The sequence below is a fragment of the Bradyrhizobium vignae genome (assembly GCF_004114425.1).
Taxonomy (GTDB): domain Bacteria; phylum Pseudomonadota; class Alphaproteobacteria; order Rhizobiales; family Xanthobacteraceae; genus Bradyrhizobium; species Bradyrhizobium vignae.
On the sequence record NZ_RDQF01000099.1, the window covers coordinates 1 to 14,348 of the forward strand.

General features: G+C 60.9%; 12 protein-coding genes. 4 read left to right on the forward strand and 8 right to left on the reverse strand.

Features of this window, described 5'->3' with window-relative positions; all coding sequences use genetic code 11:
* Nucleotides 1-237: 237 nt before the first annotated feature.
* Nucleotides 238-2,187 (reverse strand): hybrid sensor histidine kinase/response regulator, encoded by a 1,950-nt coding sequence (locus EAV90_RS37885; RefSeq protein WP_162500149.1) that lies wholly within the window; start codon nt 2,185-2,187, stop codon nt 238-240.
* Between the two features lie 310 nt (nt 2,188-2,497).
* On the opposite strand from EAV90_RS37885, the gene EAV90_RS37890 reads away from it, so the two are divergent.
* On the forward strand, nt 2,498-2,914 hold the full coding sequence (locus EAV90_RS37890) for an ester cyclase (RefSeq protein ID WP_122401584.1): 417 nt from the start codon (nt 2,498-2,500) through the stop codon (nt 2,912-2,914).
* A 230-nt stretch (nt 2,915-3,144) separates the two neighbouring features.
* On the opposite strand, the gene EAV90_RS37895 is transcribed toward EAV90_RS37890, so the two are convergent.
* From EAV90_RS37895 to EAV90_RS37910, 4 genes are all read right to left on the reverse strand, one after another.
* Nucleotides 3,145-3,945: a class I SAM-dependent methyltransferase gene (locus EAV90_RS37895; RefSeq protein ID WP_122406461.1), complete on the reverse strand. Its 801-nt coding sequence runs from the start codon at nt 3,943-3,945 to the stop codon at nt 3,145-3,147.
* A gap of 152 nt (nt 3,946-4,097) precedes the next feature.
* Complete coding sequence (locus EAV90_RS37900) at nt 4,098-4,886, reverse strand: ABC transporter ATP-binding protein (RefSeq protein ID WP_122401623.1); 789 nt, start codon at nt 4,884-4,886, stop codon at nt 4,098-4,100.
* Entirely contained in the window at nt 4,880-5,899 is a 1,020-nt protein-coding gene (locus EAV90_RS37905) for an ABC transporter permease (RefSeq protein ID WP_244607908.1), read from the reverse strand. Before EAV90_RS37905 ends, EAV90_RS37900 begins: the two co-directional genes overlap by 7 nt.
* A 20-nt stretch (nt 5,900-5,919) precedes the next feature.
* Nucleotides 5,920-7,050 (reverse strand): ABC transporter substrate-binding protein, encoded by a 1,131-nt coding sequence (locus EAV90_RS37910; protein WP_244607907.1) that lies wholly within the window; start codon nt 7,048-7,050, stop codon nt 5,920-5,922.
* Nucleotides 7,051-7,545: 495 nt separating this feature from the next.
* Between EAV90_RS37910 and EAV90_RS37915 the strand changes: the two genes are divergently transcribed.
* Nucleotides 7,546-7,875 (forward strand): hypothetical protein, encoded by a 330-nt coding sequence (locus EAV90_RS37915; RefSeq protein ID WP_122401621.1) that lies wholly within the window; start codon nt 7,546-7,548, stop codon nt 7,873-7,875.
* A gap of 351 nt (nt 7,876-8,226) precedes the next feature.
* Here the strand turns inward: EAV90_RS37915 and EAV90_RS37920 are convergent, their stop codons facing one another.
* The 3 genes from EAV90_RS37920 to EAV90_RS40280 form a co-directional block, all read right to left on the reverse strand.
* The gene (locus EAV90_RS37920) at nt 8,227-8,817 is read right to left on the reverse strand and encodes a hypothetical protein (RefSeq protein ID WP_129146347.1); all 591 of its coding nucleotides are present in this window, start codon (nt 8,815-8,817) and stop codon (nt 8,227-8,229) included.
* A gap of 208 nt (nt 8,818-9,025) precedes the next feature.
* Nucleotides 9,026-9,667 (reverse strand): transporter, encoded by a 642-nt coding sequence (locus tag EAV90_RS37925; protein WP_245509727.1) that lies wholly within the window; start codon nt 9,665-9,667, stop codon nt 9,026-9,028.
* The gene (locus EAV90_RS40280) at nt 9,664-10,107 is read right to left on the reverse strand and encodes a hypothetical protein (RefSeq protein ID WP_208738583.1); all 444 of its coding nucleotides are present in this window, start codon (nt 10,105-10,107) and stop codon (nt 9,664-9,666) included. Before EAV90_RS40280 ends, EAV90_RS37925 begins: the two co-directional genes overlap by 4 nt.
* A 425-nt stretch (nt 10,108-10,532) precedes the next feature.
* Between EAV90_RS40280 and EAV90_RS37930 the strand changes: the two genes are divergently transcribed.
* Both EAV90_RS37930 and EAV90_RS41935 read left to right on the forward strand, forming a co-directional pair.
* Complete coding sequence (locus EAV90_RS37930) at nt 10,533-13,877, forward strand: adenylate/guanylate cyclase domain-containing protein (RefSeq protein WP_129146349.1); 3,345 nt, start codon at nt 10,533-10,535, stop codon at nt 13,875-13,877.
* Nucleotides 13,878-14,004: 127 nt separating this feature from the next.
* Nucleotides 14,005-14,187, forward strand: a complete 183-nt coding sequence (locus EAV90_RS41935) for a pentapeptide repeat-containing protein (RefSeq protein WP_376707334.1) — start codon at nt 14,005-14,007, stop codon at nt 14,185-14,187.
* The last annotated feature ends 161 nt before the right edge of the window (nt 14,188-14,348 follow it).

Sequence of the window (14,348 nt, forward strand, 5' to 3'; positions counted from 1 at the left end):
GAGCCCCGTGACGTGGAGGCAACCTGGAGAAAGGTTGGTGAACTCCTCGATCTCTTCTCCAAGGAGGAGTGCACCAACTACTTCAAAAACTCAGGCTATGTTTCCGTATAAAAACATCATGCTCTAAGAATTTCTCGGCCCGAGCCTGGGCGTCTGTGTCGGTCGGGCAATCGATCTCGTAAACTGCACGAGCAACACCTGATAGATCTAATAACTCGGGCGGCTATCTGGCGCTTTTCAGGTTCGATCCAGAAGCTCGCGAACCTTCAACGCAAGCCTTGCTTGGGTGACCGGTTTCTCCAGGAGATCGACACCCTCGTCCAGCCTTCCCTGGTGAACGACGGCGTTGCGCGAGTAACCAGTCATGAAGAGAATCCTGAGATGCGGCCTGATCTGCTGCGCGCGCTTTCCCAACTCACGGCCGTTGATGCCGGGCATGACGACATCGGTCAGAAGGAGATCAACATGCTGATCCTCCTGCAGCAGGATGGTCAAGGCGGCCTGCGCGCTAGCGGCTGACAAAACCCGGTAGTTGAGATCCCGCAGCACGTCCGAGACGTAGGTCCTGAGATCGGCATGGTCTTCGACCACGAGAATAGTCTCTGAAGACACGCCTTCCGATATGAGCTCGTCCGGATCGTCGGGCGCAGGTTGCGCATTGCCGGCGTAGCGAGGGAAATACATCTTGATGCTCGTGCCTTCCCCGACCTCGCTGTAGATCTTCACGTGTCCGCCCGACTGCTTGACGAAACCATAGACCTGGCTGAGTCCAAGCCCTGTTCCCTGCCCCGGCTCTTTGGTGGTGAAGAACGGCTCGAATGCACGATTGAGCACCTCTGGAGTCATGCCGGAGCCCGTATCGCTCACGCTGATGACGACATATTGCCCGGCCGCGAGTTCCGGGTTGATACGCGAATAGTCGTCGTCGACGGAGACATTCGCCCCCTCGATGGTCAGCTTTCCGCCATTCGGCATCGCGTCCCGGGCATTGATGGCCAGGTTAACGATGGTTGATTCCAGATGGTTGACGTCCGCTTCGATCTGCCAGAGGCCGGCTCCGCCGACGGTCTGAATTTCGATGCGTTCGCCCAAGGTGCGCTGAAGGAACTCCTGGAGGCCACTCAGGAAGCCATTGAGGTTGACCGGCTTCGGGTCGAGAGCTTGGCGGCGTGAGAAGGCGAGCAACCGGCTTGTCAGTGCCGCAGCCCGTTCAGCGCCGCGCTTCGCATTCGTCAGCGCGCGGTGCAGGTTCGGCCCCCCGATATTGCGGCTGCTCCGCTCCGCGTTCTCGAGATTGCCAAGGACGATCATCAGAAGATTGTTGAAGTCGTGAGCGATGCCGCCGCTCAGCTGTCCGACCGCTTCGAGTTTTTGCGAGGCAACGAGCTGCTCCTGGACGCGTTGAAGTTCGTCCTGTGCCTGCTTGCGTTCGGTCAGATCACGCGTGACTTTCGCAAAGCCGATGATCGCGCCACTCTCGTCCGTAATTCGATCGATGACGACCGATGCCCAGAAGCGCCTGCCGTCCTTGCGCATGCGCCAGCCCTCGGCTTCGAACCGCCCTTTCTCGGTGGCCTCCGCTAGCGCCGCTTTCGGCACCCCTCTTTCGAGATCCTCAGGCGTGTAGAACGTGCTGAAGTGCCGGCCGATGATCTCCTCCGGCCGATAGCCCTTGATGCGCTCGGCTCCGGGATTCCACGTTGCGACATTCCCGGAAGGGTCGAGCTGAAAAATCGCGTAGTCGACGACCGCTTCCACAAGCCGGCGGTATCGTCTTTCGCTTTCCAGAAGGTCGCTATGGGCCCGCTGCCGATCGGTGATGTCCCGCGTCACCTTCGCAAAACCGACCAGGCGGCCTTCCTCGTCACGGATGGCGTCGAGAACGACAAGCGCCCAGAACCGGCTGCCATCTTTCCGGACTCGCCAGCCTTCGGATGCGAAGCGCCCGGTCTCCGCGGCTGTCGCCAACGCTCTGCTCGGCAGACCCTTCTCTCGATCTTCAGGCGTGTAGAAGATCGAGAAGGGCTTCCCGACAATCTCATCGGCGGCATAGAACTTGAGGCGCTCGGCGCCCTTGTTCCAGGTCCTGACCAGGCCCTCCGTATCGAGCATGAAGATCGCGTAATCGACAATCGCGTTGACCATCAGTTCGAGGCTGCGGGCATCCCCGACGGCGGTCTTTTTCATTTTTGGAACTCAAAAAGGGAGTGAGACCAACTCAAAAGCTTGGGACAGGTTCCGAGCCAGCGCAGCGGTTGGTGGCATGGAGGCGAACGTCAGCTCGTGGCCCTTCGCGACCCGTTTGCCCGGCGCGGGGACATGTCAGAAGTGTGGGGCAGGCCGGAAGTGATTGGCCGAGGCTCAAATCGCCACTGTTGACCTAACCGGAACCGCCAGCAACCAACTCTGCGCGTGCATTTTAGGAGTTCGCCCAGAAACCAGGGTAGTATGGGTGTGGAGCGACAAATTCAGAAGGCCGCGAGAAAGGAGGCGTCTGATGTCGACCGAAGAAAACAAGCGCATCGTACGCCGGTTCTACGAAGAGATTGACAATGGCAATCTCGACGCCATGGATGAACTGGTTGCTGAGGACTATCAGGATCATAATCCCCCACCTTTTCCCGGATTACGGGTGGGACGCGACGGCCTCAAGCAGGTCTTCGAGATCTTCTGGAAAGCGACGCCAGGCTATCACAAAATCGAGGATCAAATTGCCGAAGGAGATAAAGTCGTCACACGCCTCACTTCCTACGGCAAGCATGAAGGCGACCTGCCCGGAGCTCCGCGCACCGGCAACGACTTAATGATGACCTCAATAACCATTCATCGCATCGCAAACGGCAAGCTCGCCGAGAAATGGGCGGAAAAGGACGTCATCGGATTCCTGAAGCAGATCGGTGTGATGCCTAGTTGATCTTCAACTGAACGCGGCGGAATGTCTGCGTGTGTGGCCCTTCGCGACCGTTTGCCGGGCGTTTGCCCGGCGCAGGACATGTCGGAAGTGTGGGGCAGACCGGAAGTCATTGGCCGAGGCTCAAATCGCCGCTGTTGACCCTGAGCGGACTCGCTCATCGGTAACAATTCCGAACGCCGCTGCGCGGTTGAGGGAACGATTTCGGATTCAGGACCTCGGAGGAGATCGAGTCAGGGGACCTTGCCACGGCAGGCCCATGCGACATTTGCAAAGGATCGCGGGCCATCGGGCCGGCCGGCCTCGTAGGCATCGCGCACGGCGGCATCGGTGCGCGCTCGCTCCGTAGCGTCGAGCGCTGCCACATACTTGCCGAGCGGCCCTTCGCCAGCGGCAATCGGAGCCCAATAGTCGGCAAAGTCTTGGTAGTCCATTCGGATCATCAGCTCGATTTCCGCAATGTCCACGAGACCCTGTTCCGCAAATGTCCGTCTCAGTTCGCCTGGCTGCATCATCGGTTGAAAGCAATAGCGACGGCGCAGCTCGCGTCCGCTTTCTCCGAGTGCCGCCACCGTGTCGACCATCATGCGCATGCCGGGCATGCCGCCGAGATGATCCCACACCGTTGCCGCGACCACGCCGCCCGACCGAACGGCACGGCGCATCTCGGCTACTGCCTTGCCGGCTTCGGGAACGAAGTGGAGCAAGAGAAGCGCCAAAGCGCGATCGAACGTGCCGCCCTCGAAGGGCAGGGCGCAGGCATCCGCCTGTCGGACTTTTATTCGTGGGTTTGTGTTGCGCCGGATCACCTCCTCGACAAAGACTGGTGAATAGTCGACCGCGGCAATCTCGGCGAGGTCGGCGGCTTTGGCTAGCGCGAAGGTCAGGCTTCCGGTGCCGCAGCCGACGTCGAGAATCCTTTCGCCGTCGGCAATTCCTGTGAAGTCGATGAATAGCGGCGCGAGTCTTCGGCTCCAGCGGCCCATGAGTTGCTCATAGCCCGCAGCGTTGTGGACGTTGAATTCCGAGGTCATCGAAGTCTCCATGCGCTTCCCAGATTGTTAGACCTCGTCTGCATGGCTACCAAGCCGCTAAAGCAATCGCATTGCAATCGCGGCAAATACGCCGTGCGGCTGCTCTATGATATGTATGAGAAGATCCGCCACGGCCGAGCTCCTTTCGACGGCTACCATGCCTCATCGAGGCCGAGATGCTCGAACACCTCGCGACGAAGCTCAACGAAGTGCGGATCGCCCCGGTGGCGAGGATAGGGTTGGCTGTTGACGACTTCGGCCTTGATCCGTGCCGGTCGCTCGCTCAGCACGATGATACGGCCGGCGAGCAAGAGTGCCTCCTCGACATCGTGCGTGACCAGCAGCGCCGTGAAGTTCGAGCGTTGCCAAAGTGATACGAGTTCCGCCTGCATCGCGATGCGAGTCAGGGAGTCGAGCTGGCCCAAAGGTTCGTCGAGAATGAGCAGCTTCGGGTCGTTGACGAGCGCACGCGCAAGAGCGGCGCGTTGCGCCATGCCGCCGGAAAGCTGGTGCGGGTAGGCATGGGCGAAGCCCGTGAGCCCCACCAGGCGCAACGCGTCCTCGATACGTCCGCGATGGGTGCGCAGCAACCCGCGGGCTTCCAGACCGAGCGCAACGTTGCTCCATACCGTCCGCCATGGATAAAGCGTGGGGTCTTGAAAAACGACGACGCGCGACGGATCGGGTGCTTCGATTTCGCTTCCCTCCGTTAGCAGGGAGCCGGCTGTTGGAGTGTCGAGCCCCGCGACCAGCCGCAGCAAGGTCGATTTTCCGCACCCACTCGGTCCCAGGAGCGCGACGAATTCGCCGCGGCCGACCTGCATGCTGATGCGGTCCAATACCGGCAGGGGCTGCCCTTCGAGATCGAAGCTATGGCTCACTTCGCGGAGCGTTAGCGTCGATCCACGGACCGCGTAATCGCTCGCGATTGCCGCTACCATCGCACTACACCTTTCTGCCAGGATAGCAGGCGGTCCCGCAAGCGGAACAGCAGCGTGATCAGCCCGGAGCACAAGAACGCCATGAGCAGCAGCGCGGCGTACATATTGGCGTAGGCCGCCCAACCCTGCGCCCATTGCAGATACCAGCCGAGCCCGGCCTTCACGCCCAGCATCTCGGCTACGACAAGAACCGCAAACGAGTTGCCGAGCCCCATGAACAGGCCAACAAAGACATGCGGCATTGCCGCCGGAATGGCAACCTTGAGCACGAGGAAGCGCTGGGTTGCTCCCAATGTCCGCGCAATATCGTAATAGGCGCTCTTCACGCAGGCGACGCCCGACCAGGTGAGCACGGTGACCGGAAACCCGGTGGCGAGCGCGATCAGGAAAATGCTGGCGCTGAAGCTCGACGGGAAAACGAAAAATGCAAGTGGCAGCCAAGCTGTCGCGGGCAGCGGCCCGATGAACCGCAAAACTGGGTGGATCCAATAACCGGCGAGCCGCGACCAGCCGATCGCGACGCCGGTTACGAACCCCACCGCCGCACCGAGAAAATAACCGGTCGCGAGCAGACGAGCTGAGGCGAAGATGCCCTGAGCCAGCCGCCCCCAATCGTCGATTACGACTTCGATGATCGCCTGCGGCGGTGGAAAAAATGGCAACGGCAGCAATCCGAGCTTTGCCGTGACGGTCTCCCAAGCAGCCAAAAACACCGCCAGCGCGAACAGCCACGGAAAAAACCGCTGGAGGCGCTGAAAAGCAACGAAACGAACGCCGACAAGGGCCGCCAAGGCAAGGACAAGGGCCAATGCGCCGCACGCAATGGCGAAGCCGCCCGTGTAGGCCCAATCGCTTTCGAGCTTATCTGGCCAGAACGCAGTGAGCGCGGCGACCATAGACCATGCGGCGGCCACAGACAGTCCGCCGATTAGCGACCGAGCTGTTGAACTTTCAAAAAAGCCGAAACCCGATTTCTCTGATGGCCTCGGCACTTCATCGATGACCGAGCTCACTGCAGATGTTCCCAATCGGCTCAGCTTAGAACGTCAAGATAGATGCGGTCGGCGAACTTGGCCGGGTCAGTGCTTCGCTTGATGACGTTCACTGCCTTGAGTTCATCGGTATAGAGTAGAAGTTGCTTCTTGAGTTCCGCCCCGACGGGATGCCTGTGGTGAGTATGGCTACGATACATTGTGGCGAGATCCTCTACGGACCCTCTCCCGCCGTAGCCCGAATAGATTGCCGCGGCATCGGCGGGATCGCTGGCAACTCGATCTGCCGCCTCCAGTATCGATCGTGTCAGAGCGGCCGCCACCGGCATTTCGCCTCGGGTGAGGCTGCCACGTATCGCGAGAACGCAGCAGGTGCGGTCGGCAAATTCACCCGATAAATTCGTCGCGATCTCGTTGAGTTTGCCTTCCTTCAGCCAGATGTAGGGCAGCGGATCTATCTCGGCTAGCGCCTGCACTTCGCCCTTCTCGACGGCAAGCGCGAGCAGATTGGCCGGGTACTGGCGCCACTCTACCTCTTGGGCCGGATCGATGCCCTTCTTGGCGAGATAGATCGAAAAGAAGTTCTTCGCCGGGCTCGCCTGATCGCTAATCGCGATAGCCTTGCCGCGCAGGGACTCCAGGCTGTCAATATTCGCGGCCTTGGAGCCGAGGAGCCGGATGCATCCGCCGTGCACACCCGCGGTGATCCGAACATCGAAACCTTGCTCCAACGGTTTGAGCCAGCGCAGGGCCAATCCCAAACCGGCATCGGCCTTGCCAGTCGCAATCGCCTCCAACAACTGGTCGGTCGAACCGCCGAAATTGACGAAATCGACATCGAGATTGTGCTTGGCGAAGAAACCCCGTTCTTTTGCGACCGGCGCAGCGACCGTGCACGCCGCGTTCGCGTTCCAGGCGAGCTTTAGGTGCCGGGGTGGGCCCTGCAACTCTTCGCTGTTCGCCGCGGTGCGGCAAATAAAAGGCGCGCCCGGAATATAAGACAGCGATCCAGTCCCGGATGCAGTCAGCGCGCGAGCCGCTCCGAACATCCCAAACGGCGCCGCGGCGCCGAGGGTGCAAACCAACGACAGCACCGAGCGGCGGGAGAAGGCGCCCCGCTTCGCTTCGGACAGATCTTTCGTTAAACTGTTGCCAATTTCGCGCTTTTCCATGTGTCGCTCCCAAACTCGCGTGTGAATGGAATGGAACTGGGTGGCGCTTTGCGGGGCCGTAGCTCCCCTCTCTTCGGGCATCATGCGAGCCCGTCTGCTACATAAGCGTGAAGCGATTCACATTACCGCAAAAAATTGAAAGCAGAAAGCTGCGCGGCGATTAAGGCCCCCCGTCAATCGTGTTGACCTGCTCAAGGCAGCGTCTGTCGCTTTTGACCGCGATCGGCGAGAGCGGATGATGGATCTTTCGGTGGGTGCGAACGCACCAGCATGTAGCCTTGCGCGAATTGAGGGATGCCTATTCCAACTATTATAGGGTGAGGCTGAACTTCTAACGTTAGGTCCAGCAGGCTCTGGAATAGTCGGATTGTCGCAGTAGAGGACTGACGATTCGTTCGGCTTTGCGCCTTTGACCCATGTCGACTTCCCGCTTCGCTTGCTTGATCGCGGGAATGCCTCAATTTTGCGGTCGGAGGTATCCTTCAAGGAGGTCGCATGATTACCGCCGTTGTACGATACAAACTGCCGCCGCAGATCGACTGCGCCGCGTGTCGCGAACACTTTCACAAGATCGCACCCAACTTCCGCGAGGTGACGGGGCTGATCAGCAAGCACTTCATCTGGTCCGAAAGCGGCTGGGCCGGCGGCGTGTACCAGTGGGAGCGCATCGAGGACGCCAAGGCGTTCTACACCGGGCCGTGGCTCGAGGGCATCATCCAACGCTACGGCATGAAGCCGCAGATCGATTTCTACGAGGTCTTTGCGGTGACAGACAACACGTGCGGCAAGGTTGAGCTGTTCAAGGAGGCCGTTGCCTCCAAATGACCCCTGAGCAGATCTCGCTGATCTGCTGTGCGAGAGGTGGCGGTCTGTCGCGCAGGCGAATGCCGGCGCTCACTTCCGCCTGTGGGGCGAGCTCTTGACGCATCCGGCGCGCCGCAGGCTGCGCCGCGACGCGCAGTGTCGCCTAGGCGAGGCGCACAAAGTCGCGCACGTCAGCTTTCGACGACCAAACGGAAATCCTACGATCAGTCAGAGCATTGCCGCTCGCGACCCAACTCCCACACGGCGACGTGCGTCGTCATGCAGCCGATTAACTCGATTTTACCCCCATTGAAGCCCCGAGCTGACGTTCGCCGTGCCGCTGGTCTCGAGGCACGGCGGCGTTCACGCGCGTCACCGCGCGCTGCCCGTGGTAAGCTCTTGCGAGTGCACCGGAATCATCAGGTGCTCATTGGGTTTGCCGGGGAACATGACATAAGGCTGGGTCGCGTCCTTGACGTCCAGATCGCGCGGATAGGGACTGAGCATCTCACGTGCTGCGCCCCCGACAATCATCACGTGCGGGCCGGTCTGGACCCAATGCTTGTGCGTGTGGCGTTCGGCATGATCATGATTGCTCGTGCCGGTGTCTCCGGCCAGCATGAAAATCAGGCCGATCTTGTTCGGCGGCTCCTGTTTGGCCTGTAGAGCTTTGCGCCATTCCATGGCGTTCTGGTCGTCGCATTCGGGCGTTCCGTCCGTGCCGATAAAGCACGTGAAACCGTTCGATCCGGTTTGGACGGTCTTAGAAGACCCATCCGCCTGCGGCATGGTGATCGTCGCGTTATTCACGACCGACGGCGGGGCGGCGGTCTTCACCTTGGCGATGTAATCTGGTTCGGTCTTCGGGACTTCCTCCGTTGGAAGAGCCGATGCCGAAGTGGTGGTGAAGGCTGCCAAAGCTACGCAGAACCCAACCGACGCGAGAGCATAGAATCTATTCATGGCTTACCTCCTGCAAGTGGGGCAACCGCACGAATTGTATACCGAAACCGAGCGGGTGCATCCTCCGAAAAGTATGGCAGGGAAATCTTCGAGTTCCGCCGCCGCCAAGTCGGGGGAAACTAGCTACCGTTGAGCTAGTGCATCAAAACAATCTTTAAGCGGACGCGACTTCACTAGAAGCTCAGCACCCACGTGCTCAACATGTCGATCACGGTCCAAAGACAGCAGAGACTCCTACCAAGGTGCGCCATGCGGGCGTGGCTTGCACGCCGTTGTAGTCGTTGACAACTGGGATGCCGACAAGCACGTAGCTCGACCAGTTATCAACCGTGAGCCGAAGACCCGGCGAAACGAAGATGGCGTTGCCGCCCGAATTGGGATCACTGATCCCGGCAATTCGCTGTCTGCCATGCCATTCGCCGTTGATCTCGAGTAGCGCATCGAGCGCAATGTGGCCGTGCGGTGCGGCGATAGTCGGAGCCTTGGTTACCATCGAGTGGCTACGACCAGCATGCGCATAAGCTTTCCGTGGATCGTGCGTATGCGGCTCGCTCGTGGTCTCGCCGAAAACCCGGTAAGAAAGCGCGGCGTTATAATGGAAACGGTTGCCAAGGTTGGTATTTTGCGTTCCGGTGCCAGTAGCAATCGCGAGCACGTTGGTATGGAAGCTCAACGCTGAGGTTAGACGCTGGCTTAACGCTGCGCCGAATAGCCCGTCCCAAGAGCCCGATCCCGGCTGAAATTCGGCCTCGAAGAGTTCACCGAACCTGTCAACGAGATCGGTTGTACCCGTCGGAGCCTTGACCCCAAACAGCACTGCCGCTTGCGTTCCGCTTACCTGATTGTTCACGAAGCGGTACTGTCCAAGTAGTGTGGCATCGCCAAATCCCGATGTATTGCCACGGTCACGCACCGCAGCCGGATCCGCCGGGTCTTCCTGCACGGCTTCGAGGATGCGGTGCGGCGTACCCACGGCAAGCGCACGGACACGGTGAGATCATTGGTGATACCACAGGCAAGCGCAACAGCGTAGCTCTCGACCGTTTGCAAACCATGGACGTCGTTGCCGACGTTCGCGAGCAGCGTCGGTTCGCTCAGTTGTTTGAGCCGCAGATAATCGACATAAGTTGAAGACGCGAACTGGCCCTCGTCGAGGGTGCCAGCGCCTATCGTGAAGATACCGCCTGCGCCACCGATACCGCCGATTCCGGGATGATGCGAGGATGCGTCGCTCACGCCAATGGTTATCGATCCAATCAGGGCCGCCGCGAACCGGAGGCGATTTGCCATGCTTGAAATCCCTATCCTACATTTTCCGCCGACCCTCGTGGAACGGTCCGGCGGACTTACAATAATTGCCGATCAGTTGCGACCGTTGTTTGATAGTGCGGAATTCTATCTCGACGGCGTATCGCTCGTAGGACACACGACGCGCGTATCAACAAGTGGCCTTCTGTGTCTAGGCTGGTAGAGAGCCACGTGAGCTTGACGGCGCTGCTCCGTCATGGATCGTTATCGGCCCATCGGCGAAGTGGCGGCTTGCCGCCTTGAGGTCTGCTCCGCGGGATCTAGCGGACCCGAATTGCTCAGGTTGAGTTTTTCGCGTTTTAACCCTGATGGACCCGCATGCGGGCGCTGCGACAAATTGGAGGGCGTGGTAGACTTTCCGTCCCCTCGGTCCGGACTGGATAGCGTGAAGTCCCTAGGGGGCCGCGATGCAGCAGGTTGCCGACTGGCTCGAAAAGCTCGGCATGTCCGAGTACGCCCAGCGTTTTGCTGAAAACCGCATTGATTTCTTGGTCCTTCGTGAACTGACCGATCAGGACCTGAAAGAGCTCGGTGTCGTCCTCGGCGATCGCCGAAAAATATTGCGCGCGATTGCCGACATCGACGTTATCGAGAAGAACGCACCAGCCGCACCCGCCAGGGCGACTGCAGCGCAGCGTCGTACACCCATCGCGTCAGAGCCAATTCCCACCGCGACGCCACCGCCGATCTCCGCCGAGGCCAGCGGCGAGCGCCGCTATGTCACGGTGATGTTCTGTGATCTCGTCGGCTCGACCAGCATTTCCGCGCAGCTCGATGCCGAGGAGTGGCGCGACCTCGTCGGCGGTTATCTCGATGCCGCGTGCGCTGCGGCAACCGAAATGGGCGGCCATGTCGCCAAGAAGTTGGGCGACGGGCTCATGGTGCTGTTCGGCTATCCGGTGGCGCAGGAGAACGACGCCGAACGCGCGGCGCGGGCGGCGCTCTTGATCCAACGCGCACTCGCCGAGGTGAACCGCAAGGATACTGAGGCTGGCAAGCCAGCGCTTAACGCGCGCATTGGGATTGAAACCGGAGCGGTCGTGATCGATGCGGCGGGCGAGATTTACGGTGACGCGCCGAACGTTGCGGCACGGGTGCAAGCGCTGGCGGAGCCGGGTACGGTCGTGGTGACGGCGCGGGTGCAGCACCAGGTCGCCGGGCTGTTCGTCGTTGAGGACCGCGGCAGCCATGAACTTAAGGGCGTGCCGGAGCCGGTGACACTGTACCGGCTGGTACGGGCAAGCGGTGGCGGGCGCCGCGCGGGACAGCGCCATCTCGCGCCGCTGGTGGGTCGCGAAGAAGAGATCGCAATGTTAATGCGGCGCTGGGAGCGGGCGCGGCGGGGCGACGGTCAGTTGGTGATGATCGTGGGCGAGCCAGGATTGGGAAAATCCCGCCTGATCGAGGAATTCCACCCGCGGCTGCGCGAGGTGCCGCACACTTGGGTCGAATGGAGTTGCTCGCAGCTTCTGCCGAACACGCCGCTGCACCCGATCGCCGATTGGGGTCGGCAGCGCTTCGGCGGCGCCGACATACCCGCCGAGCGGCGTCTCGCGGACCTGGAGAATACGCTGGCGCTGGTCAAACTCGACCCGGCGGAGAATGTCACCTTGCTCGCGCCATTATTGGACATCCCCTTGCCGCAGGACCGTACGCCCACTTTAGAGCCGGAAGAATTGCGGCGCCGACAGCTGACAGCGCTCACCAATTGGGTCATGGCCGGCGCGCGAACTCAGCCGGTGGTGCTGGCACTTGAAGATGTGCACTGGGCTGATCCGACCACGCTCGAACTGTTGCGCGGCATCGCCGAACGCGGTGCGCTGGCGCCCTTGCTCGTTCTCAGCACCGCCCGGCCGGAGTTCCGGCCGCCATGGGGCATGCGCTCGCATCACAGCACAATCTCCCTGGCTCCGCTCGATCGCTCGCAGGTGCGCCAGATGGTCGGCGAGCTTGCCTCTCGCTATGCGCTGTCAAGGGAAGTGGTTGACGGCGTGACCGAGCGCACGGGCGGCGTGCCGCTGTTTGTCGAGGAGGTGACACGGCTCTTGCTGGAGAGCGGCGGGCGGGGCATCCAGGCGATTCCGCCGACCCTGCAGCAATCGTTGACAGCGCGGCTCGACCGGCTTGGCCCGGCGCGCGAGGTGGCCCAGATTGGTGCCGTTATCGGGCGCGACTTTTCCTACACACTCCTTCGCGCCGTAACCGCTATGGAGGACAGGCCGCTACAGATTGCGCTGGAACGGCTCGCCGAGGCGGACATTCTGCTGGTGCAGGGCCTACCGCCCGATGCCGATTATCGCTTCAAGCACGTGCTGATCCAGGATGCAGCTTATGAGAATTTGCTTAAGAGCCGGCGCCAGGTTTTGCACCGCCGCGTCGGCGAAGTGTTACGCGATGATTTTGCCGCCACCGCCGCGGTCGAGCCGGAACTGTTGGCGCATCACTTTACAGCGGCAGGACGCAGCGATGCCGCGGTCGAGTATTGGCAACGGGCGGGGGATTTGGCGATGGTGCGCTCGGGACACGCCGAGGCTATTCATCACTTTTCCGTTGCGCTGGACCTCTTGAGCAAGCTCGGTGACAAGCCCGATCGTGCAGCGAAAGAGTTGGAGTTATGCGTCAAGCTCGGGCCGGCCCTTATGATGGTGAAGGGGCCAGGGTCATCGGAGGTCGAAGCAATCTATAGCCGCGCCGTCGCTCTCGAGGCGGGTGAAGAAAATTCAGCGCGGTTCAAGGCGTTGTGGGGCCTCTACTATCATTCGATGAGCTCCGGTCGCTTGCGTGCGGCGACCGCTCATGCCGACGAGCTTCTCGGGCTCGCGCAGCGCTTGGGCGCTGATGATCTCGTCCTAGAGGGCCATCACGCGAAGTGGGCGACGTCGCTTTGGTGCGGCAACTTGGCCGCCGCAGGCGATCATTCTCAAAAAGGCATTTCACAATACGACTGCACCCGGCATCATGCTCTCGCGTTCGCGTTCAGCGGTCATGATCCTGGCGTGTGCGCTCACGCGGCCGGCGCGATCAACCTGGCGCTGTTAGGCTTCCCTCAAAAGGCAATGAAACTCAGTGCCGAGGCCGTCACGTTGGCTCGGAGCTTGTCCCATCCGTACAGCCTCGCCCTAGCAATGTGGTTCTGTGCGATCGTCCTTCAGATCGGCCGCCAGAGAGAATCCTGCCGCGAACTTGCAACTGAGCTGATCGAACTGTCGCGAGAGCACGACTTTCCCATGATGCGCGGCGCTGGGATCTTCTTCTTGGGGTGGGCGACCGCGGATGGCGGCGAACTCGAGCGCGGAATCGCTTCGATGGAACAGGGTCTCGCGCTCTTTTCGGCTGTCCGCCAAGTCACCAGACCTTACATGCTGGCCGTTTTGGCAAGCGCTAAAGCAGATCTCGGCAGGCCGGACGAAGGGCTCGAATTGTTAAAGGATGGGCTCGCCTTGACAGCGGTGAGCGGCGAAGTTTGGTGGCAGGCCGAAATGCACAGCCTTAGGGGTCGGCTGCTTGCGGCTTGCGGGCAAACCGACGAGAGCGAGGCCTGTTTTCGATGCGCAATCGAAGTCAGCCGCGGACAGAGTGCGAAGACGTTGGAGCTGCGTGCTGCCACAAGCCTCGCGCGGCTCTGGAGCGACCGAGGCAGGAACGCCGAAGCCCGCGATCTCCTCGCCCCCATCTACGGCTGGTTCACCGAGGGTTTCGGCACGCCCGACTTGCAGGACGCCAAAATGTTACTCGACGCGCTGGCGCCATGAGGGCGCCGATGCTCGCGAGGTCTGTAAGGAACGTCCGCAGTTGGCCCAAGGGCGAAGTTGCGCCGCTCTGACAGAGGTCCGCTCATCGCTCCAGAGCGGACCAGATTTGCTCAGCCTGCTTCGCATTTTGACCCTGGCTAACCTCTTCAGGGCAAAGCTGGGCGGGGCCTCCTTGACACGGGCTATCCTGAACGGGGCGGACCTCAGGGGAGCGGACCTCTCCGATGCCCATCAGCTCCTTGGGGTACGGGCGCCCATCCTTGGCGAAGAACAGCGAGCGGTTCGCGTTCACCTGATCGGAGTTCAATAGGAACGATGTCGCGCGCCATGGAAAACTGCCCCCTCATATTGCCTCAGATGACAATGTTACTGAAGCGCACCCTGGTGTCTTTCTGGATCGGCTGCCGCGAGTCGGAGCAAGCCGCTCGCGAAGCGCGCCCTCCAGAGCGCCGTAGCGAGCGAGCGGCTTGC